Here is a 20,665-nt window from a genome sequence, read left to right as displayed (position 1 = left end):
CCTCCAGTCTGTTAATGACCGCCCATCAGTTTTTCGACTTCTTCAGGTTTATCGTGAACACCAAACCGGTCAACGATGGTGCGGGTGGCTTCATTCATCCCACGTATTTCAACCCCGGCGCCCTCTCTACGGAACTTAATGACCACCTTATCCAGGGCGCTGACGGACGTGATGTCCCAGAAATGGGCATGTGAAACGTCTATCACCACATTCTCAATCGCTTCACGGAAATCAAAGTGGCTCGTAAAGCGGTCTGCTGATGCAAAGAATACCTGGCCGGTGACGGTATACGTCCGGCTCGTCCCCTCCAGAACTGAGGTTACACGCATGAACCGGGATACTTTAGTGGCAAAATTGAGCGAAGCAATCAGTACACCGGTCAGCACACCGAAGGCCAGATTATGTGTTGCCACCACAACCGCGACGGTGGCAAGCATGACCACGCTGGTTGAAAGGGGGTGTGTCCGCAGGTTGGCAATGGAGCGCCAGGAGAATGTCCCGATGGAAACCATAATCATCACCGCGACCAGCGCTGCCATCGGAATTTGGGAGACCCAGTTGCGCAGGAACACAATCAGGCAAAGCAGCACCACGCCCGCCGTGAGGGTTGAAAGTCGTCCGCGTCCACCGGATTTTACGTTGATAACAGATTGCCCAATCATCGCGCAGCCTGCCATTCCTCCGATAAAGGATGTGCAGATGTTCGCGATGCCCTGAGCTTTGCACTCCCTGTTTTTGTCGCTTGGCGTGTCGGTCATGTCATCCACGATAGTGGCGGTCATCATCGACTCAAGCAGGCCAACCACCGCAAGCCCCGCAGAATATGGCAGGATGATGAGCAGCGTCTGAAGATTTAAAGGCACGTCCGGGAGCAGGAAGACCGGCAGACTGTCGGGAAGTTTCCCCATATCCCCGACGGTTCGCACATCCAGATGCAGCCACATGGCAATCCCAGTCAGCACCACGATGCACACAAGCGGTGAAGGAATGGTTTTGTTGATATAAGGGAAGAGATAGATGATCCCCAGCCCTGCCGCAGTCATGGCATAAACATGCCATGTCACATTGGTCAGCTCAGGCAACTGGGCCATAAAAATCAGTATTGCCAGTGCATTAACAAACCCCGTGACCACTGAGCGTGAAACAAAACGCATCAGCCCGCCAAGCTTCAGATATCCGGCTATCAGCTGGAATACCCCGGTCAGTATGGAGGCAGCCAGTAAATACTGTAAGCCATGATCTTTCACCAGCGTCACCATCAGGAGAGCCATTGCACCGGTGGAGGACGAAATCATCGCCGGACGTCCGCCAAAGAAGGCCATAACGAGAGGAATACAGAACGCCGAGTAGAGGCCCACCTGGGGATCAACACCGGCGATAATGGAAAAGGCGATCGCTTCTGGAATGAGTGCGAGCGCGACAACAATACCGGCCAGAACGTCACCACGGACGTTACCCAGCCAGTCCTTACGCGTCGAGGACAGCAACATAGTAATTTCTCAGTTTTTAGATACAGTCAGCCCTGGAGGGCTACATTTTTACGTACGGTAAAGCACATCCGCAGACGGGATGTTATTGAGTGCGTGCTGAGGCTTGCTCAGTACGACAGAGGAAGGAAAAACTCAGGGTGGCGTAATACGCATAGCGGTTGTCAGATTCTCCATAGCGGATGTGTATATATTGTCGGCTCTGTTGTCAGGAAGAACTTACAGAACACGTCGCGTTTGAACATGAAACACTTCAAAGCAGCCCAATACTACAAATAAAGCGAATACGGGGTCAACCCAACAAGGTACTCAAACGAAGAGGTTAAGATGCGATTTTTATCCAGGAATTCAATATTATCAAAGGACATTTGAACTTTGCCCCACCCCGGACATCTCTACTTAGCTTTGACATAAGTTATTGATTCATATGTGGTTATTTTTTAACATTTACGTTTCACGTACTGATAGATTGCCTTTGAAGCCAACGCTGACCGTCATTCATCTTGATCAGGAATTTGGGCATCTTCTAAAAACACCTTTGTACGGTAATCATCTTTCCAGCCTAACCAAACTGAATCTTCACCACCGGAAGAAACAACTTTACGGTTTCCTGTGAGATTATCAGCCTGTTCTAAGCATATTGACTGCATATCAATGAGCAAATCAGCTTCTGCGACTTCCGTGCCGCCGATCGTTTCATAGCCGGAAATCAGAACAATTGCCTCAGGGTCTCTTTCGTTCAGCATGGCGATCAACTCTTTCACTTTCATTTTAAGATACCAGTAGTTTATTTGTGTGCATTGCTGATGGATTTTATAGTGCTGCCGACCTTTTTCAAGGTGCTTCCGTTGCTTCCAACGATCATGCTAACGACCTTGTTGTCTGACCTGGTATTGCCGTGGTCATCCTTTTAGAGAAATGCTCCAAAGATCAACATGGCGGCATAGGTTTTCCAGCTTGACCAATCAATCGTGGAACCAAGCAACAGATAGAATGCCAGGGCTACCAGCCCCAGCTTTACTACTAGCGCGATTATTATGGTGAAGATAGACTCATCGCGTTCGCCTTTAAGTATTTTATACCGCGTAATTAAACTGTCGTTTTTCATGTAGCATCCGTTATAGTTATTAAAGTCCTGCATTAGAAGTTGTTATTTGCCGAAGTTACCTTGTATGAGTTAACTGTGGATCCAAAAATACAAAATATAAGCTGTGCCAATTGAAAGGATTAGAAAAGCACAGTTACTAATAAAATCTACTAATGCTTGTAGCTTCTTTATTCTCACAATTGCTGGACCGTGTTCAGTAGAGGTACTACTCAGCCCTTTTGTTCTGGCACTCTCTGCTTTTCTGAAAAAATTGTAATGCAATCCTGACCGCAAGCAAAACCATGCCAAACCAGTCGTTATTACGATATTTATGTAGAAAGCATATTGAATCATTTGTTCAGTTTCGAAGCTTTCCATTGAAAACCCTTTGTTGAAATGTTGAATAAAATTATTTTTAGTAAATGTAAGCAATAAATAGAACGAATATTAATAGTGAAAGATGCAATGCCAACATCTGCTTATGATGCCTTATGAGGATTTCTTCCTTCGCATTCATTAAATCGTACATCTCATCAATATTTTTATTGCTGGTATATTCGAGACGTTCATCACGAAGTAATTTGAACTTTACCAATACGACAAGTGATTTAATAATAAAGCTCGTAAGCATAACAGTTATAGACAAAAATAAAAAATAGGCCAAATTCATATATCACTCCATGGAGATTAATAGAAAAATTTATAATAAGTAATCTCATAGAGCATTACTTGAATCTTCTTCCCATACTAAGGACTCACCGAGAAACTTAGTTAAAGATGATTTGGCATACTGTGGTTCGGAAAAAAAACGTGGGAACCAGCCGTCAAAGCTTTGGGTACCATTGTGACGATTTTCAGGCGAGACTGATAAGCGGTACCCGTCTTCGTAAGGTGAAATGCTAAATGTGTATCCATCATCTGTCTTTGAGATCAGCGTTTTGCATGTCATATGACTGTTTGCTCACAAAGTTACTTTTCTAAGATATCGAAAAGTGTGGATTAGATCATCATTCAGATAGTCTTTTCATCACAAACTTTCCTGCCCACATTATCACAATTATAAAGGTAATAAAACCGATCTGCTCCCAACGTAAATTGGTTTGCTGTTCGGAATCATCCAAATGAATTGCATAAATGTAACATCCGAAGGTAAGCGTGAGTGGAACAACAAGCATCCCTACCTTTTTAGTAATATTTCCAATAAACCACCAATAAAGAACCCAGGAAATAATAGAAGAATAAAAAATTGCTTCTGAAACTATCATATGTAACCTCTTGAATTAGTCGATGCTGTGGGTAAATAAACCCGGACCGTCAAATGATGCAATTGCAAAATATTTAGTAACCATGAATCCTTCGGTTATCTATTTCAGCCATGTATGCAGTAGGCTTTTTTAAGAGATAGATTGGTGAAACGACATTCGTTTTGACTTTATAAGCCAGAATGAAAACACCTGCGGAGCTTGCCATAAGTACCGCAAGAAGAATAGATACCGTTAACTCCTTTGGTGTTTGTATCACCGAAAGAAGAAACAATGCGCTTATGGCTGCAAAAATCCAGCAATATAATGATGCATCCATAAAACCAGCTACAACACTCGATCCAAAAAAAAACCAAAATAAACTTATTAAGATTACTGAGTTTTCATTCATGTCTGTTCCTTGTTATTACTAATTATATTATGCTTTATAGTTGACCGTCAGACTACCCACGGGTTTTGACGAACAAAGTCACGCACTCCATTTATACATGCTTTTGAGATGACTTCAAAATAAGGATGGTTTGATGGAATCATATTCCCGGTATTATCAAGAAGCATAATAGTCCCTAAAGACCGAACCAGTTGATATTCATTGAGCTTACGCTTTAGCAAAGTTTGCAATCTATAAATTGTCTCACCGGAACTGTTACCTTCGATACCTACAACAGAGACCGTACAGTTCACTTCCTGATTATCAGATTGATAATCGAACCAGTAATTTTCGTTGCAATTTCCTTTTTGCGCATGCTCAATTTTGCCAGGCCATTTTACCCATAAAGAAGAGTTGTTTTTAGATCGTAAGATCTGCTTCAGCGTTTCCAATGGATTTTTTTCATCAACCTCAGACCAGGCCGAAATAAATTCTTTCTGCATTGCCTTAGGGTCTATAACGGCAATGAAATCAAATTCCTCTTTATTGATAGAGTTGGCTCGATCTTTGAGATAAAACAGACCGAGTTTATATCCCTTTTCACTTTTCCAGTTTGCTCCCACAGGCTGATAGTCTGTATTTATAAACGGTTTGAAAGTGTGAGTGTCGGGAGAAAAAATTACTGAGGGTGCCAGCACCCGGCCTCGGTATCGTATTGGATTTACAAATATTTTTTCCCCGTCACATAACATTTCAATAATTGCTTTTGTCACAACTACTGAAATAGAAGGTCTACATGTATTTTGATTTATTTCCCCGAGGTGCGCCAAACTTCCATCCTCACTCTTCAACACCTTTGTAAGGCAAGTCGGGCAATACTGTTGATCTCTATAATAAACAGGCATGGTTAGACGACCGGAATCGTTTAGTACCAACTGAAGTAACGGATGAGGCTCTTTCATCATGGTTATTTCTTCCCTTTCACCTTTCTGGGCTTTTCGTTTGCCTGTCTCCACTGCCATGGTGGGACAGGGTTGGTGTCTGCCCATAACCCTTTTGCCTCCTTTTGTGCTGCGGATTCATATTTGATATAGCCAGGGACAATGGCGTTATCTTCGAACCGATAAACCCACGCATATCCACTGTCCACCATAGAGGCATTGATATCATATCCATCTAACCAGATGGTACCTAACATACGGCCATAGATATCCGTACCATGGTCTATCACGGTAACGATTTTAGTTGCTATAGCTGTGGTTAAGGCCTGTTTTGCTTTTTGGCCAAAAGCCTGTTTAGATTCAGGAGCGTCTATACCATACATCCGTATTTTGATGGTTGTGTTTTGAGCATCCAACGCAGTTATGGTGTCACCGTCAACAATCTTAACCACCTTTGCCTCAAAAGTTGTTGAGTTCCCCCAGGACGCCACTGGGAATACAACAATCATGATGGGCAAAAGTAACTTTGTTAAAAAAAACATCATTTCACCTTGATTTGTTGAGTACAGACATGTATCCACAAGCCTATTTACAGGCAGTATTTTAACAAGTCATTATTTCATGGGCGGGCTTAAAACCAATCTTTTTGCAACTTAAAGGCAGAATAATCACAATAAATTTAGAACCTGAACCAAAAAATAATCCAAATTAAGCGTGTTAATCTATCTCAAAGATATTATTCCTGAGAGAGTTTGGATGAAACGTTACACTCATGATCTTGAGACAGACCTGAATGATGTGGATAAAACACCATCTCTGATCCACAAAACTTTGTTAACAGCTTCGACCATTTATGACCTGAAATATCTGGCTCAGGTATTAAATGATGAAAATGGCAGTAATTGGTCCCGTGCATCCCTTAAACGTCAGGTTACATGCATACCTGAGCATTGTGAGCTGAGTATCGCAGATGGACGCTATCTACAGACTTTAATACCTTCACGACCTGCTGATTATGAGGACAGGCACTTTAGCTTTATCGATCTGTTTGCAGGGATAGGTGGACTGCGAAGCGGATTTGATGCCATCGGTGGTAAATGTCTTTTCACGAGCGAATGGAATACTTATTCCAGCCGTACTTACCGGGCGAACTGGTATTGCGATGAGAACGAGCACCGCTTCAATTCAGACATCCGTGACATCACTCTTAGCAACCGGCCCGAGGTTACTGATGACGAGGCATACAAATTTATCGATGCCTCTATCCCGGATCATGATGTTCTTCTTGCGGGATTTCCATGCCAGCCATTCAGCATCGCCGGTGTCAGTAAAAAGAACTCTATGGGTCGCAAACACGGTTTCGAGTGCGACACTCAGGGTACGCTCTTCTTTGATGTGGCCAGGATCATCCGGGCAAAACAACCTGCAATTTTTGTTCTGGAAAACGTAAAAAATCTGAAGAGTCACGATAAGGGTAATACCTTTAACATCATCATGAAAACGCTCGATGAGCTTGGCTACGACGTCGCAAACAGCGAAAGCACGGGCGCGGATGATCCTAAAGTCATCGATGGCCGTCATTTCCGACCCCAGCACCGTGAACGTATCGTCCTTATTGGTTTTCGCCGCGACCTACGTCTGAAAGACGGTTTTACTCTGAGAGACATTAAAGACTTTTATCCGGACAAGCGCCCTTCTCTCTCAGATTTACTGGATCCGAGCGTAGATAGTAAATACATCCTCTCCCCTAAACTCTGGGAGTACTTATACAACTATGCAAAGAAACATGCGGCAAAAGGCAATGGTTTTGGTTTTGGACTAGTAGATCCTTCCAATGTTAATAGTGTCACCAGAACCCTCTCAAGCCGCTATATGAAAGACGGATCTGAAATTCTTATTGATCGGGGCTGGTCTCATGAACTGGGAGAAACTGATTTCCATAACACATACAACATGGACCGTCGGCCACGCATGCTAACGCCACGTGAATGCAGCAGGCTAATGGGCTTCGATAAACCCGGGGAAAGTGTTTTCCGTATCCCTGTGTCCAATACACAGGCTTACAGACAGTTTGGGAACTCCGTGGTCGTTGATGTCTTTGCGGCCGTCGCCAAACTGCTGAAGTCACGAATTGAATTTGCAGCCTCCCAGCGCTTGCGGCAGTTTTACGACGAAGTCAGCTGACCTGAGCTCCTTCATCAATTTAAATGCTTAAGATTGTTGTAATAATGTCAGAGGTCAACCATGACGTATTTCGAATCAGCTGAAGGTGAGACGGTATCTAAAGAACGAGCATTACAAGAACTGTCCAGGCATTGCGTTCCCGAAACAGATTTCGAAGAATTCTTTAGCGACATGGGCGTAAAGGAACAGTATGACGCTCAGGAAGTGTTGCTCTGGTTGGGATATTAAACTTCCTGTTTAGGAGACTACTATGAGCCAAAAATTCGCAGTGATGATTGCTTACGACGACGATCCAAACGTCAAAAGGTATTCACCTGACTTTCAAACGCAGGATGAGTTTGCTAAAGGGTGGCAGTCGGCTCTTAAAAAGGCACACCACACCTCAGGTCAAAAATCAGTCATCACCTGCGGATGTCGTGGAAAAGGAGAAAAGCGACTTTATGTTCGTGCTTTACCGAACGGTGATGCCTTTATTCTCGTCAAAGCCGCTAACACGGGCATTGAGCATGATCCTTCCTGTGTATTCTTCTCCCTTGATGCCCGGCATACCGGCCTGAAAGGATATGCGAGTGGTGTGGTCCGGATTACAACCGAAGGTGATATGGCTGTAAGGCTCGGTATCGGTATGACAGAGAAAGATCCTCCTGAAAAATCAGAAGTGCCTCCCCTGCCCCATGTTCAGCGACCAGAAGGAGGTCAGGCCTCAATGACCCTCCTGGGCTTGCTTAGTCTTTTGTGGACAGAGTCTGGTCTGAATGTCTGGTACCCGAAAATGGCAGGGAAACGTAACGATTCACTGGTACGGTATCGTCTGCTTGAAACCGCTAAACAAATTCGTACCGGCAGAGCCTGCATAGGTGACCATTTATTCATTGGTGTACCTGACCCGAAACAACCTGTCGCTCAGTCGCAAATTCAGCGTCTTTCATCACAGGCGATGAGTGATAAACGTCTCATGCTCCTGTCAGTTTTACCTCGCTACGATGCTGAAAAGCATGAGAAGCCACTTAAATTTTTACCCCTGCGGAATTTTGGGGGGCTACCGCTGATTTTTTTCAATTCAGAAGTCCATTGGGATAGCGTAAAGAAACGATTTTCATCGGAGTACGCAGCATGGAAATCCGGGGCGAAAATAGTTGTCTTTGCGTTGACGTCACCAGCTGCGGTAACCGGCAGAGGCCCTTCTGTAAGAGCTCATCAAATTGTGCTGATGCACGTTAGCGAGAACTGGATACCTCTGGACTCCTCCTATGAGGCGGTTGTTGCAGAAAAGCTGGATGCAGAGCACCGGCAGTACGTTAAGCCCATGCGTTATGATGCGAGTATTAGTGAGGTGTTCCCTGACTTCTACCTGCTCGACACAAAAAGCGATAAGCCGTTCCCGATGGAAGTATTTGGTATGGCCACTCCTGCTTATCTGGCCCGAAAGCAACTCAAAAAAGATTATTACAACCGTGAATATGGGCCTTATGGATGGTGGCACTGGGATGCGACCACAGCATCTGAAACTATGGTGCTGCCTCATTTTCCAGAATCACGCAAACCTCTTTCAACTGACACACCTGCTTAAAATGGAGAAAAAATGTCCTACATGCTTTCGCTAAGCGAACAGACAAAACTGAACGCTTTCCTGTCAGGGATCCTAGATGATTACAAGACTGGGGTTATCACTCAGATACAAGCTGTTGGTAGAATCGGTAACGTGTTTTCTGCTCTGGAAAGTGGAGACTCAAAAAAGGTAGTGCATTTGTTGACTGAAGGACGAAAACTCCTGCGGACGGGCTGAATGTCCGCAGAAGTTCTTATGTGCCAGGGGATGCAGAGAAGTGTATCAACCTGGCTTCATTTATCATGATGTTTTTCTGCTACGCGGCTGTTTTGACTTTCCAGTACCTCCCCCTGCCATTGCACCAGTTAATGTATCAATGGTGCCTTTCAGGGATTCTGAGATTGTTTTCTCCGCCTCCAGGGTAGCTTCCAGCTTCATTACTTTGGCCTGGAGCGTTTTGAGTTCATTGCTTTGTTCAGCCACTTCCGCTTCATAGCCCTGGCTGACCAAAGTTACTTTATTCAGGTCGGCGCTCAGCGACTCGTTTAGTTTATGGAGTTCAGTAAGCTCGGCATTCACCGCCACCAGGTCACCCTCTTTCCCGGACAGTGCACTTTTCAGCTCAGTACAAAGGTTCTGTGCAGCAATCAATTCCTGTTCAAACCTGTCCCTCTCTGCCTTTGTATCTGACACAGTCTGACTTAACTGGTCGCATTGTCTGGAAAGACCGGCGTTATCAGAACGCTGCGTGTTGATCTCTTCGTTCAGCTTTTTTTGATATTCAAGGTGACCAGCGATCTCTGTTTTACGTTCAGCCAGTTGCTGGGAGAGTGAGTCATTTGACTGCTGTGCGAGGCTCAATTCATGCCGTGTGCTATCTAACTGGTGATGGCAGGTTTCGAGTTCTGCTTCGGCAACATTCAGCCTTGTTTCTAACTCCTTGACGGTACTGTCCCGGATCTCTAATCGACCCTGTAGTGCCTGATTCTCAAGTTTCAGCTCATCCATATCGGTAGCGCTTTGCTCAAGCCGCTGTAACAGCTGCGTTACCTCCTCCTCCAGCTGCATGCTACGTGCTTCAGCTTTTTTAACACTATCATTCTGTATTGCGGTATAGCTTCTACGGTAGTGCCAGGTGATGTACGAGATAATATCGCCGAGTGCAACCTTTACCTCATCGGGTATATCCAGGTAACGGGCCTCTTCAGGAACCTCTTTAACATACTTCTGGTACTCCGCGAACATCTCCTGTGACCTTGCAAACGAGCCGCCAACAGCGTTTCTGAGCCAGTGAACTTTGAAGCTCAGATCGATATTTTCCGGGTTAATTTCTTTCTCTTTGCACAGACGTTCGATTGCATTGAAGTAATCGATCATCGCGATAGATGAGTACCTTGAACGACCCATTTCCTTTGATTTTTCAGTGGATTCGCTGCGGATGTCATTCTGCACCTCTGGCGGGGTAGCATCGTTCAGGCTTTTTTCTTTATCATTTTCAATCATCATTTTTTTCCTGCGGCCGGAAGCTGGTTTGCAAAATATATGCTGATAAGATCGTTCAGAGCATTCAGAAGCGAGATACTGTCGATGCAAATATGAACGTTTCCATTCTCAAACAGGCGACACCGCCAGCCATTCTCATCACTGAACTCGCCTGTGAATTCTGTATTTCTCATGGCCGTCAGCCTGTCGACCATACTCAGCCCACCGCCGGTTGCAGGTGTTGGAGTATCAGAACAGATGCATACAATATTCTCAAAGTCGCGTAAACAAAAGTGATTGTCCTGCGAGAAACCGTTGTACCTCAGCACGTTCACACCAGGAAAAATCCCCCGAAGAACAAGCTTTTTTGGCATTGTATATTGCCTGGCATTGCTTTTGAAACTTCGGTCAAGCTTGTTGAGAACATCAACGAAACCTTCTGCAAGGGTGTCTCGTCTGTTAGCCAGTGCATGCTGTAATGTTCCCTTAACAATCTCCAGGGAAGCGACGGGCGGATCCGTACGAAGGGATTCGTTAAAGGCTTCTTTTTGCTTATGGTTCCAGTACCGGTCCATACCTGTTTCTTCAAAGAGCCTTTTCCACGTTTTACGGTCAATTTCCTTACGCCCCTCCTCGATGGTGCGATCCAGTGACGACGGAAGACCAAATGCGTTGGGCTGCATAATTCTGCTGGTGAAGAGAGAGAGACCGCACAGTTCCGACGCTTCCGAGATTAACCGCATCCCTTCTTCGAATTTCTGCATGGCCATATCCCGGGCGCTGATGAGCTGCCCTGTCCGGCTCGCCGGTACTGGCTCAGAACCCTGGTTTTGAGTCATTTTACACTCCATTTTGGTATGTCAGAACATTTTGATTTGAGCAAAGGTAGGTGTACACAGACATTAAAGTTGTCTCCTTTAACATGAAAAAGACTTTAAAGTTGTCTACTTCTTCAGATAGACCTACTTAACAGGATACTAAGTAGGTCATCTCCTTTCTCGCGTAGCATCTCTCGACGTTCACAGCAGAGGACACGTTTCAAAATGTCATCCAAAATTTTTTTCCATTATCTGACGTTGGGTGATTTTGATGGTCAGCGAGTAGAGGCTTTAACAATGTGGGTTGCCCTGAGCAAAGTAAGGGAAGTAGATGTACCAGAAATGTACGCGTTGCCTTGCATGAAGGGGGGCATCTTAAAGCTCATTGATTAAACAAACTCACTATGCCGCTACAAACAGCCCAAAACCGTCACTTGATAACGTGTTATTTAGATAAATTAATGCTCAGGGCTTTTAGCCAAACTGTCACTTGATGTAAGAATCCAGAACCTTCAGCACAACGTCCAGGTCTTCTTCTCGTTTCTGTTCTTCACTTTCATGAACAATATGTTCAGTCAAATGTCCTTTAATCACTTCACGCAATAAACCATTCACGGCACCACGTATGGCGGCTATTTGTTGCAGTACAGCGGCACATTCGTGAGGTTCATCAAGCATTTTTTTCAGCGCAGCAACCTGCCCCTGGATCTTGCTTGTACGTGCTTTCAGTTTTTGTTTATCGCGGATGGTATGTGACATGTGGGCTCTCACTCTCCTGGATATTTTATGTAACTATACCAGCGTTATTCTACTGGGGGGTAGTATATTTTACTGGGGGGGAGTAGAATCCGGCCTACACTTAATAACCAAGAATGATTCTCATGAACGAATTTACGACACTTCTTCAGCAAGGCAACGCATGGTTTTTCATCCCCAGCGCCATTCTGCTTGGCGCGCTTCATGGACTGGAGCCCGGGCACTCCAAAACAATGATGGCAGCATTCATCATTGCTATAAAAGGCACCGTACGTCAGGCCGTGATGCTGGGTGTCGCGGCAACATTGTCGCACACTGCAGTCGTATGGCTGATTGCTTTTGGAGGGATGTATATCAGTAATAAATTTACCGCAGAATCAGCCGAACCCTGGCTACAGATGGTCTCTTCAGTGATCATCCTTGGTACGGCTTTTTGGATGTTCTGGCGAACCTGGAGCGGTGAGAAAAACTGGCTGGAGGGAATGCAGGAGAATGAACATCATCACCATGACGAAACAAGGTTGATCGATACTGGCCATGGAAAAGTTGAACTGTCCATTTTTGAAGAAGGACAACTTCCCCACTGGCGGCTACGCACTCTTAGTGGCCAAAGATGGGCTTCTGAAGATATCTCATTAACCACACTTCGGGAAAACAGTACGATCTCTCAGACTTTTGAATTTGTTGATCATGGTGATTATCTGGAGTCAACATCTCCCATCCCTGAGCCTCACAGTTTCAACGTACGTCTGTCTCTGGGACATCGTGGTCATGTCCATGACTATGATGTGGCGTTCGCTGAACACGACCATGACCATGACCACTCTGAGCTTGATGGGCTGGATGTGAATTCGAAAGAGTATCAGGACGCTCACGAACTGGCTCATGCCAATGACATAAAACGCCGCTTCGACGGGAAAGAAGTAACCAACGGGCAAATCCTGATATTTGGACTGACAGGAGGGCTTATCCCTTGCCCGGCAGCTATAACTGTATTGTTGATCTGCCTTCAGCTTAAAGCGCTTACGCTGGGTGCCACACTGGTTGTTTGTTTCAGTATCGGCCTGGCATTGACCCTCGTAACGGTTGGAGTGGGTGCGGCGATCAGCGTTCGTCAGGTCGCCAAACGCTGGAGTGGCTTCAATACCATCGCCAGAAGAGCCCCCTATATTTCAAGCGCCCTGATTGCTGCTGTTGGGATTTACATGGGTATACATGGCTGGAATGGGCTGGTGCATTAACACCGGTACTGATGACACACACTCTGGGTACTTACAAAGTACATCCTAAGCGCCACCGTTGAGGTTATGAGCAGAAAAACCCGGAATATAAAGCTGCTCTTTCCGGGACTTGTTGCTGAGGCAGGGATTAAGTAACTGATTAAATCCATTCCCATAAGACTCAATGATAAATGAAAGAATAAAAAAAACGCTCCCGGACGGGAGCGTAAGCCAGTGACTTCGGCGTCAAATGAGGGTCTAACAAGTGGAGCTGCGGGTTAATTCTGGGTGATCTGGCTGCGATGCTTTTCAGCCTGCTGCTGATGAATAACGGAAGACTGACCATTATTCGCCTTCTCGTGCACAACAGCGGCTTTTTCATGCTCGTTCATTTCTGAAAATGACGTTGCTGATTCGTTGGTGGCCCCTGGTTTGCCTTTCATCATTTTTTTATGCATCTCCGCCATGTCCTGGTGGGCAGAAGCGTTGCCGTTTTGCATCATTTCATGGGACATTGCAGCCTGATCGTGTCCGCTCATATCCATCATTGTCATACTGTCTCCCTGAACAGCGCTTTTTTCAGAGGTTGACTGCATCTGATGGGCGGGTGCCTGGGCATTATTTACCTGGTCATGCATGTTCATTGTCTCTGCAGCCATGGCGGATGAAGCGACAGCCATAATGGCAACAAATGATACAAGGATCTTTTTCATGGTTGGGTCTCCGGTGTTTTCATACCCAAACAATCAACGGCTTATAACAGAGAAAGCATTTGATCTCAGGGCGGGTTATTCATCACTCCAGGAACCAGGCGATTGCGTTATCACTCTGCTCCTGATTTATGTATGATTATAAAAAACCGCCTCTGTTTATCGCGTGACTGAATGATGACAATTTTGTCACCTTCCAGGTTTCTCCTGAAGAACGGGATTAATCCATTAACAGGCGCACACTGAACACAATTTCCCGCCCCTGCTGTTCTGCTGACAGCTCGCCGCCATGAGCATGAATGATCGACCTTGTAATTGATAATCCCAGCCCCGCGCCTTCCGTGTTGTGGACCCTTGATGAATCAGCTCGATAGAACCGATCAAACAAACGTTCCAGATTAGCGGGAACCTGGCCGGACATCGTATTCGTAATCATCACGTTCACACAGTCACTGTCACGCTCAAGGTGTATCGCTGTACAGGTGTTATCGGGAGAATACTTGATTGCATTGGAAAGCAGGTTACTGAAAGCACGTCGCAGCATATCGCTGTCTCCGGCAACAACGCCCTCTCCTTCAACGGTGATTGTCTTTCCTGTTTCGTCTGCCAGAGGCTCGAACAGCTCACGTAATTCATTCAGTTCGGCGGCCAGATCCACATCATGTTTATCCAGCTGCAGCAGACCATGCTCTGAACGTGCCAGAAAAAGCATATCACTGGTCATTCGTGACAACCTTTTCAGTTCTTCCAGGTAAGCGAATAAGATTTCGCGGTAATGCGAAACATCCCTTTCCTTAGCCAGTGCAAACTGCGTCTGCATCATCAGATTACTGACCGCTGTGCGCAGCTCATGCGCGATGTCAGACGAGAAATCTGACAGTTTCCGGAATGACCCCTCCAGGCGATCGAACATGTTATTGAACTCCTGCATGGTCTCAGAAATTTCCGGCGGAGCCAAATCGGGATTAAGACGCTGATCCAGGCTGTGTACGGTCATGGAGGAAGCCAGACTGGTCATTTCCCGTAGCGGTTTCAGACCAATACGTGTGGTCAGCCAGCCCAGAAAAACAGAAATAAAGACCAGACCGATATTGAACCAGAACAGCCAGGTACTGAGCTTATCCATAAACAGGGTGTGATACCCAGTATCCGTGGCAACCGTAATGATGACATGTTTGCTTTTACCCTGTTCCGGCGTCACGGCAACCCGCCGCGAGATACTGCGGTACACGGTGTTATTTTCTTCCGTCTGGATCATATAGTCGAGAATATCACCCGACTTATTAAGCAGGACCGCTGGAACAACAGAATTTTTGGCATAGAGTTCAACAATTTTTTCATTTTCCATGTTTTTTATAGAAATGAATAAACCATTGTGCCCTACCATCGCATCGTTTATTTTTTCTGATAATGACTTAATATCCATTTTGTTCCGGAACGTCTCTGTTTTAAGAAACTCTTCGGTGAGCTGAAGTTTACCTGTCAGAAAATCGCGGTCCTGATTATCGAAATAGCCATTAAGGGTGCTAATCAGGATAAAACTTGATAACCACCATACCGTAAGCATCACCGCGGCTTTGTTGAATAAATCGAACTTTTGCTGAGTTGAAGGATCAGATCACGCATCTTCCCGACAACGCAGACCGTTCCGTGGCAAAGCAAAAGTTCAAAATCACCAACTGGCCCACCTACAATAAAGCCCTCATCAACCGTGGCTCCATAACTTTCTGGCTGGATGATGAAGCTATTCAGGCCTGGTATGAGTCGGCAGCGCCTTCTTCACGAGGCAGACCTCAGCGCTATTCTGACCTTGCCATCACGACTGTGCTGGTCATTAAACGCGTATTCAGGCTGACCCTGCGCGCTGCGCAGGGCTTTATTGATTCCATTTTTTCTCTGATGAACGTTCCGCTACGCTGCCCGGATTACAGCTGTGTCAGCAGGCGGGCAAAGTCGGTTAATGTCAGTTTCAAAACGCCCACCCGGGGTGAAATCGCACACCTGGTAATTGATTCCACCGGGCTGAAGGTCTTCGGTGAAGGCGAGTGGAAAGTCAAAAAGCATGGCCAGGAACGCCGCCGTATCTGGCGTAAGCTGCATCTCGCCGTTGACAGTAAAACACATGAAATCATCTGCGCTGACCTGTCGCTGAACAACGTTACGGACTCAGAGGCCTTCCCCGGGTTAATCCGGCAAACCCACCGGAAAATCAGGTCAGCCGCCGCCGATGGCGCTTACGATACCCGGCTATGTCACGATGAACTGCGGCATAAGAAAATCAGCGCGCTTATCCCTCCCCGAAAAGGTGCGGGTTACTGGCCCGGTGAATATGCAGACCGTAACCGTGCAGTGGCTAATCAGCGAATGACCGGGAGTAATGCGCGGTGGAAATGGACAACAGATTACAACCGTCGCTCGATAGCGGAAACGGCGATGTACCGGGTAAAACAGCTGTTCGGGGGTTCACTGACGCTGCGTGACTACGATGGTCAGGTTGCGGAGGCTATGGCCCTGGTACGAGCGCTGAACAAAATGACGAAAGCAGGTATGCCTGAAAGCGTGCGTATTGCCTGAAAACACAACCCGCTACGGGGGAGACTTACCCGAAATCTGATTTATTCAACAAAGCCTCGTTAAGGTTAACCTAAGATTTCAGAATGATAATCTCTGCTTTGCAGCGAATAAGGCAATCATAATATTAGATTGAATTGTTGTAATTATCATCAATGTTTTTACTGGTTTACTATTTTCCGGAGGTGTTAATGCCTGTACTTTTCAGGGTGAAAGTTATTCCGCTGGTTTTACTTCTGGCAATGATCTTTGCGTTTTTACTTAACTGGCCAATATTGCTGCATTTTTACGAGATTTTGTCGCATTTAGAGCATGTCAAAATTGGTTTTGTCATTTCTATTCCCTTTGTTCTGGTTGCGGCGCTTAACGTTGTTTTTATGCCTTTCTCAGTTCGTTTTCTGCTGAAACCTTTCTTTGCTTTACTGTTTATCACTGGCTCACTGGTCAGTTATTCGACACTAAAATATAAAGTAATGTTTGATCAAACGATGATTCAAAACATTATTGAAACTAACCCCCAGGAAGCGCATTCCTATCTTAATGGCTCAATTATTATATGGTTCGTCTTTACCGGTATCCTTCCTGCCATCCTCCTTTTTTCAATAAAAATTCAATATCCTGAAAAATGGTATAAAGGCATTGCTTACCGTTTGCTCTCCGTGCTGGCATCGTTGAGTTTGATTGCAGGTGTTGCCGCACTTTATTATCAGGATTATGCCTCTGTCGGCCGCAATAACTCGACATTGAATAAAGAGATCATCCCGGCGAACTACGCTTACAGCACTTTCCAGTATGTTAAGGATACGTACTTTACGACTAAAGTGCCTTTCCAGACGCTGGGGAATGATGCTAAACGCGTCGTCGCTCACGAAAAACCCACGCTGATGTTCCTGGTGATTGGCGAAACGGCACGCAGCCAGAATTTCTCGATGAACGGTTATTCGCGTGATACCAATGCCTTTACCAGCAAATCCGGCGGCGTTATTTCGTTTAAAAATATGCATTCCTGCGGTACCGCTACCGCAATATCCGTTCCGTGCATGTTCTCGAATATGAATCGCACCGAGTACGACAGTAAAAAAGCATCTAACAGTGAAAATTTCCTCGACATCGTGCAGAAAACCGGTGTCTCGCTGTTATGGAAAGAGAACGATGGCGGTTGTAAAGGCGTATGTAGCCGCATCCCGACTGTCGAAATTAAGCCTAGTGATAACCCGAAACTGTGCGATGGCAAAACGTGCCATGACGAGGTGATGCTGGAAAACCTTGATGATGAAATCGCCAAAATGCCAGGTGATAAGCTTGTCGCCTTCCATATCATTGGCAGCCATGGACCGACTTATTACCTGCGTTATCCGGCTGAGCATCGCCACTTCATGCCCGAATGTGCACGTAGCGATATCGAAAACTGTACTCAGGAACAATTGGTCAACACCTACGACAACACCCTTCGTTATACAGACTATGTATTAGCTGAGATGATTGAAAAGCTAAAAAATTACAGCGATCAGTACAACACCGTGCTGCTTTATGTGTCCGATCATGGTGAATCATTGGGCGAAAGCGGGCTATATCTGCACGGCACGCCGTACAAACTGGCACCGGATCAGCAGACGCATATTCCGATGCAGGTCTGGATGTCACCGGGCTTTATCGCCGGGAAACACATCAACATGTCTTGCCTTGAAAATAATGCGGCGAAAAAATCATATTCCCACGACAACCTGTTCTCATCGATTTTGGGGCTGTGGGACGTAAGCACCAGCGTCTATAATCCTGACCGCGATTTGTTCCGCGAATGCCGTGGCTGGTAATGACTCCAACTTATTGATAGTGTTTTATGTTCAGATAATGCCCGATGACTTTGTCATGCAGCTCCACCGATTTTGAGAACGACAGCGACTTCCGTCCCAGCCGTGCCAGGTGCTGCCTCAGATTCAGGTTATGCCGCTCAATTCGCTGCGTATATCGCTTGCTGATTACGTGCAGCTTTCCCTTCAGGCGGGATTCATACAGCGGCCAGCCATCCGTCATCCATATCACCACGTCAAAGGGTGACAGCAGGCTCATAAGACGCCCCAGCGTCGCCATAGTGCGTTCACCGAATACGTGCGCAACAACCGTCTTCCGGAGCCTGTCATACGCGTAAAACAGCCAGCGCTGGCGCGATTTAGCCCCGACGTATCCCCACTGTTCGTCCATTTCCGCGCAGACGATGACGTCACTGCCCGGCTGTATGCGCGAGGTTACCGACTGCGGCCTGAGTTTTTTAAATGGCGGAAAATCGTGTTGAGGCCAACGCCCATAATGCGGGCGGTTGCCCGGCATCCAACGCCATTCATGGCCATATCAATGATTTTCTGGTGCGTACCGGGTTGAGAAGCGGTGTAAGTGAACTGCAGTTGCCATGTTTTACGGCAGTGAGAGCAGAGATAGCGCTGATGTCCGGCAGTGCTTTTGCCGTTACGCACCACCCCGTCAGTAGCTGAACAGGAGGGACAGCTGATAGAAACAGAAGCCACTGGAGCACCTCAAAAACACCATCATACACTAAATCAGTAAGTTGGCAGCATCACCGAATATGACCTGTTGGCAATTCTGGTCGGCAATGCAACCAATCAAGGCATTTACGGCATGGCACAGATCTCTGATCGTACCTATGATCAGCTCAGCACTATCCAGGCGAACTATCTTCGCCTGGAAACATTGAATGCTGCTAACGACAACATCAATAACGCGACAGCCAAGCTACCCATCTTCCGGTACTACAACATCCAGGAAGATGTGATCCACGCCAGTGCCGATGGTCAAAAGTTCGAAGCCCGGCGCGAGACCTTCAAAACCCGTTATTCGTCGAAGTACTTTGGCACTCAAAAAGGTGTTTCTGCCATGACCTTGATCGCCAATCACGCTGCGATCAACGCCAGAGTGATCGGCGCCAACGAACATGAATCGCACTACATCTTTGATTTGTTGATGAGCAATACGTCAGACATCATTCCGGATGTGCTCTCAACCGATACCCATGGGGTGAACCATGTGAACTTCGCGTTACTGGATCTGTTCGGATACCAGTTTGCCCCACGCTATGCCCAGGTTGGCAAAGTGATCAATGACATGTTTGATGTCAAGGAAGACAAAGAACACCGAATTCAGCTGTGCTTAAAAAAGCCAATCAATACCCATCGTATTGCGCAGCACTGGGATACCATCCAACGGATTGCAGTATCACTTAAGCAGCGGAAAACAACGCAAGCCACCTTGGTGAGAAAGCTCTCGGAGTACAAGCGCAATCACCCGCTGCTGGAAGCCCTGACGGAATACAATCGCCTGGTGAAAGCGAATTATCTACTGTGCTACATCGATGATGCCAGTTTAAGAAACTATGTTCAGCGCGCGCTGAACCGGGGAGAGGCCTATCACCAACTGCGTCGGGCCGTGAGCAGCGTCAATGGGGATCAGTTCCGGGGCAGTTCAGACGAAGAAATCCAGCTATGGAATGAGTGCGCTCGCCTGGTCACCAATGCCATCGTTTACTTCAACTCCAGGATACTCAGCCAGCTGTTGACCAGCTTCGAATACCAAGGAGATACCAAGAGAATAGATATCGTCAAACAGGCATCCCCTGTGGCCTGGCACAACATTAACCTCAAGGGGACTTACCACTTCGAATTGAGCGAAAAATTGCCAGATCTGGAGGAGCTTATGCGCTCAATCGAGGGATATTTACCCGTCAGCGAAAAGTAATACCCCTCTGGAGGCCACGGACGGCGCGGCCTCCAGAGCACTTTGTCGTTTTTGGACGGAAAATCCCTAGAACCCCGATTATGACCGCTTCTGTAACGTCTCAGGCATCGCCAGCCACGGCGAAACCTACCGTGTCAGTGACAGCCAGGATTTCTGGTTAACCCCGAACGGCCGCTATCTCAGCCAGGCTGAGTACAGCAGTCCGGCAGATACGCTTCAGAAACTGACGGGCGTGGTCAGTGGTGAAGATCCTGACCAGGTGCGGAAGAACGCCGTCAGGGTAAGGGTGTTCCGCGTCGAGAGTGAAAACAGCCATAAAGGTGCGTGCCTGCCTGTGCGTGCCGTGGTCGAAAATGATATCCATAATAGCATCCATCATGATGCGCAACTCTTCAGCGTAAATAGTCATAGCGTTCTCGATACGGCAGCACAGTCAACCTTTATAGAAACCGGCGAAGTGGTTTCAATGGTGGTGGGGCCA

Annotated in this window: 20 protein-coding genes and 1 pseudogene; 7 read left to right on the top strand and 14 right to left on the bottom strand. The window is 46.5% G+C overall.

What is annotated here, in order from left to right; translation table 11 throughout:
• Nucleotides 1–11: 11 nt before the first annotated feature.
• The 7 genes from L3068_RS24195 to L3068_RS24165 form a co-directional block, all read right to left on the bottom strand.
• The gene (locus L3068_RS24195; protein ID WP_000927306.1) at nucleotides 12–1,490 is read right to left on the bottom strand and encodes a SulP family inorganic anion transporter; all 1,479 of its coding nucleotides are present in this window, start codon (nucleotides 1,488–1,490) and stop codon (nucleotides 12–14) included.
• Between the two features lie 491 nt (nucleotides 1,491–1,981).
• Nucleotides 1,982–2,257, bottom strand: coding sequence for a hypothetical protein (locus tag L3068_RS24190; protein WP_000864986.1), 276 nt, complete (start codon nucleotides 2,255–2,257; stop codon nucleotides 1,982–1,984).
• A 140-nt stretch (nucleotides 2,258–2,397) separates the two neighbouring features.
• Entirely contained in the window at nucleotides 2,398–2,595 is a 198-nt protein-coding gene (locus L3068_RS24185) for a hypothetical protein (protein WP_001371914.1), read from the bottom strand.
• A gap of 986 nt (nucleotides 2,596–3,581) precedes the next feature.
• The gene (locus L3068_RS24180) at nucleotides 3,582–3,839 is read right to left on the bottom strand and encodes a hypothetical protein (protein WP_000637193.1); all 258 of its coding nucleotides are present in this window, start codon (nucleotides 3,837–3,839) and stop codon (nucleotides 3,582–3,584) included.
• Between the two features lie 73 nt (nucleotides 3,840–3,912).
• Nucleotides 3,913–4,227: a hypothetical protein gene (locus L3068_RS24175; RefSeq protein WP_001005009.1), complete on the bottom strand. Its 315-nt coding sequence runs from the start codon at nucleotides 4,225–4,227 to the stop codon at nucleotides 3,913–3,915.
• A 47-nt stretch (nucleotides 4,228–4,274) separates the two neighbouring features.
• Nucleotides 4,275–5,171 carry a hypothetical protein gene (locus L3068_RS24170; RefSeq protein WP_000975181.1) on the bottom strand — a complete coding sequence of 299 codons (897 nt, stop codon included), beginning with the start codon at nucleotides 5,169–5,171 and terminating at the stop codon, nucleotides 4,275–4,277.
• A gap of 2 nt (nucleotides 5,172–5,173) precedes the next feature.
• Nucleotides 5,174–5,689: a thermonuclease family protein gene (locus L3068_RS24165; RefSeq protein ID WP_031942328.1), complete on the bottom strand. Its 516-nt coding sequence runs from the start codon at nucleotides 5,687–5,689 to the stop codon at nucleotides 5,174–5,176.
• A 214-nt stretch (nucleotides 5,690–5,903) separates the two neighbouring features.
• On the opposite strand from L3068_RS24165, the gene L3068_RS24160 reads away from it, so the two are divergent.
• Genes L3068_RS24160 through L3068_RS24150 form a run of 3 tightly spaced genes read left to right on the top strand, consistent with a single transcriptional unit; the run spans nucleotide 5,904 to nucleotide 8,901 of the window.
• On the top strand, nucleotides 5,904–7,331 hold the full coding sequence (locus L3068_RS24160; protein WP_000833382.1) for a DNA cytosine methyltransferase: 1,428 nt from the start codon (nucleotides 5,904–5,906) through the stop codon (nucleotides 7,329–7,331).
• Between the two features lie 60 nt (nucleotides 7,332–7,391).
• Nucleotides 7,392–7,559: a hypothetical protein gene (locus tag L3068_RS24155; protein ID WP_000220758.1), complete on the top strand. Its 168-nt coding sequence runs from the start codon at nucleotides 7,392–7,394 to the stop codon at nucleotides 7,557–7,559.
• Nucleotides 7,560–7,581: 22 nt separating this feature from the next.
• Complete coding sequence (locus L3068_RS24150; RefSeq protein ID WP_000078514.1) at nucleotides 7,582–8,901, top strand: DUF1173 family protein; 1,320 nt, start codon at nucleotides 7,582–7,584, stop codon at nucleotides 8,899–8,901.
• A gap of 279 nt (nucleotides 8,902–9,180) precedes the next feature.
• On the opposite strand, the gene L3068_RS24145 is transcribed toward L3068_RS24150, so the two are convergent.
• The 3 genes from L3068_RS24145 to rcnR all read right to left on the bottom strand — a co-directional run bounded on the left by L3068_RS24145 (nucleotide 9,181) and on the right by rcnR (nucleotide 11,939).
• On the bottom strand, nucleotides 9,181–10,386 hold the full coding sequence (locus L3068_RS24145) for a coiled-coil domain-containing protein (RefSeq protein ID WP_001572381.1): 1,206 nt from the start codon (nucleotides 10,384–10,386) through the stop codon (nucleotides 9,181–9,183).
• Nucleotides 10,383–11,201, bottom strand: a complete 819-nt coding sequence (locus L3068_RS24140) for a DUF4942 domain-containing protein (RefSeq protein WP_044704764.1) — start codon at nucleotides 11,199–11,201, stop codon at nucleotides 10,383–10,385. Before L3068_RS24140 ends, L3068_RS24145 begins: the two co-directional genes overlap by 4 nt.
• A 465-nt stretch (nucleotides 11,202–11,666) precedes the next feature.
• On the bottom strand, nucleotides 11,667–11,939 hold the full coding sequence (gene rcnR / locus L3068_RS24135; protein ID WP_000019951.1) for a Ni(II)/Co(II)-binding transcriptional repressor RcnR: 273 nt from the start codon (nucleotides 11,937–11,939) through the stop codon (nucleotides 11,667–11,669).
• A 122-nt stretch (nucleotides 11,940–12,061) separates the two neighbouring features.
• Between rcnR and L3068_RS24130 the strand changes: the two genes are divergently transcribed.
• Nucleotides 12,062–13,177: a nickel/cobalt efflux protein RcnA gene (locus L3068_RS24130; protein WP_001572377.1), complete on the top strand. Its 1,116-nt coding sequence runs from the start codon at nucleotides 12,062–12,064 to the stop codon at nucleotides 13,175–13,177.
• A gap of 257 nt (nucleotides 13,178–13,434) precedes the next feature.
• Here L3068_RS24130 and L3068_RS24125 read toward each other — a convergent pair whose 3' ends face one another.
• Nucleotides 13,435–13,869, bottom strand: a complete 435-nt coding sequence (locus tag L3068_RS24125; RefSeq protein WP_000723070.1) for a PcoE/SilE family metal-binding protein — start codon at nucleotides 13,867–13,869, stop codon at nucleotides 13,435–13,437.
• 217 nt (nucleotides 13,870–14,086) lie between these two features.
• Entirely contained in the window at nucleotides 14,087–15,433 is a 1,347-nt protein-coding gene (gene pcoS, locus L3068_RS24120) for a copper resistance membrane spanning protein PcoS (RefSeq protein ID WP_236904882.1), read from the bottom strand.
• Between the two features lie 38 nt (nucleotides 15,434–15,471).
• On the opposite strand from pcoS, the gene L3068_RS24115 reads away from it, so the two are divergent.
• Both L3068_RS24115 and L3068_RS24110 read left to right on the top strand, forming a co-directional pair.
• A complete protein-coding gene (locus L3068_RS24115) occupies nucleotides 15,472–16,440 on the top strand; it encodes an IS5-like element IS903B family transposase (RefSeq protein WP_072196614.1) in 969 nt (322 codons plus the stop codon).
• 188 nt (nucleotides 16,441–16,628) lie between these two features.
• Nucleotides 16,629–18,251 carry a phosphoethanolamine--lipid A transferase MCR-9.2 gene (locus tag L3068_RS24110; protein WP_044704969.1) on the top strand — a complete coding sequence of 541 codons (1,623 nt, stop codon included), beginning with the start codon at nucleotides 16,629–16,631 and terminating at the stop codon, nucleotides 18,249–18,251.
• 10 nt (nucleotides 18,252–18,261) lie between these two features.
• Here L3068_RS24110 and L3068_RS24105 read toward each other — a convergent pair.
• Nucleotides 18,262–18,959 (bottom strand): IS1-like element IS1B family transposase gene (locus L3068_RS24105; protein WP_095033700.1). Its coding sequence is split into 2 segments (ribosomal slippage): nucleotides 18,262–18,710 and nucleotides 18,710–18,959, totalling 699 coding nucleotides; the frame shifts between segments, so codons are not numbered across the junction.
• Between the two features lie 61 nt (nucleotides 18,960–19,020).
• Here L3068_RS24105 and L3068_RS24100 point away from each other — a divergent pair.
• Nucleotides 19,021–20,184: pseudogene (locus L3068_RS24100) on the top strand (Tn3 family transposase); the annotation flags it as partial.
• Between the two features lie 157 nt (nucleotides 20,185–20,341).
• Here the strand turns inward: L3068_RS24100 and L3068_RS24095 are convergent.
• The gene (locus tag L3068_RS24095) at nucleotides 20,342–20,593 is read right to left on the bottom strand and encodes a hypothetical protein (protein ID WP_044704902.1); all 252 of its coding nucleotides are present in this window, start codon (nucleotides 20,591–20,593) and stop codon (nucleotides 20,342–20,344) included.
• Nucleotides 20,594–20,665: the final 72 nt, after the last annotated feature.

The sequence above is a fragment of the Enterobacter cloacae complex sp. ECL414 genome (assembly GCF_021869685.1).
In the GTDB taxonomy this organism is placed as follows: Bacteria; Pseudomonadota; Gammaproteobacteria; order Enterobacterales; family Enterobacteriaceae; genus Enterobacter; species Enterobacter kobei.
This window is presented reverse-complemented; position numbering and strand designations above follow the sequence as displayed.

Coding starts and splice junctions, on each gene's coding strand:
- L3068_RS24155 (WP_000220758.1), top strand. CDS start 7,392: ATGACGTATTTCGAATCAGCTGAAGGTGAGACGGTATCTAAAGAACGA.
- rcnR (WP_000019951.1), bottom strand. CDS start 11,939: ATGTCACATACCATCCGCGATAAACAAAAACTGAAAGCACGTACAAGC.
- L3068_RS24125 (WP_000723070.1), bottom strand. CDS start 13,869: ATGAAAAAGATCCTTGTATCATTTGTTGCCATTATGGCTGTCGCTTCA.
- L3068_RS24190 (WP_000864986.1), bottom strand. CDS start 2,257: ATGAAAGTGAAAGAGTTGATCGCCATGCTGAACGAAAGAGACCCTGAG.
- L3068_RS24185 (WP_001371914.1), bottom strand. CDS start 2,595: ATGAAAAACGACAGTTTAATTACGCGGTATAAAATACTTAAAGGCGAA.
- L3068_RS24130 (WP_001572377.1), top strand. CDS start 12,062: ATGAACGAATTTACGACACTTCTTCAGCAAGGCAACGCATGGTTTTTC.
- L3068_RS24145 (WP_001572381.1), bottom strand. CDS start 10,386: ATGATGATTGAAAATGATAAAGAAAAAAGCCTGAACGATGCTACCCCG.
- L3068_RS24095 (WP_044704902.1), bottom strand. CDS start 20,593: ATGACTATTTACGCTGAAGAGTTGCGCATCATGATGGATGCTATTATG.
- L3068_RS24175 (WP_001005009.1), bottom strand. CDS start 4,227: ATGAATGAAAACTCAGTAATCTTAATAAGTTTATTTTGGTTTTTTTTT.
- L3068_RS24150 (WP_000078514.1), top strand. CDS start 7,582: ATGAGCCAAAAATTCGCAGTGATGATTGCTTACGACGACGATCCAAAC.
- L3068_RS24140 (WP_044704764.1), bottom strand. CDS start 11,201: ATGACTCAAAACCAGGGTTCTGAGCCAGTACCGGCGAGCCGGACAGGG.
- L3068_RS24170 (WP_000975181.1), bottom strand. CDS start 5,171: ATGATGAAAGAGCCTCATCCGTTACTTCAGTTGGTACTAAACGATTCC.
- L3068_RS24195 (WP_000927306.1), bottom strand. CDS start 1,490: ATGTTGCTGTCCTCGACGCGTAAGGACTGGCTGGGTAACGTCCGTGGT.
- L3068_RS24110 (WP_044704969.1), top strand. CDS start 16,629: ATGCCTGTACTTTTCAGGGTGAAAGTTATTCCGCTGGTTTTACTTCTG.
- L3068_RS24180 (WP_000637193.1), bottom strand. CDS start 3,839: ATGATAGTTTCAGAAGCAATTTTTTATTCTTCTATTATTTCCTGGGTT.
- L3068_RS24160 (WP_000833382.1), top strand. CDS start 5,904: ATGAAACGTTACACTCATGATCTTGAGACAGACCTGAATGATGTGGAT.
- L3068_RS24165 (WP_031942328.1), bottom strand. CDS start 5,689: ATGTTTTTTTTAACAAAGTTACTTTTGCCCATCATGATTGTTGTATTC.
- pcoS (WP_236904882.1), bottom strand. CDS start 15,433: ATGCTTACGGTATGGTGGTTATCAAGTTTTATCCTGATTAGCACCCTT.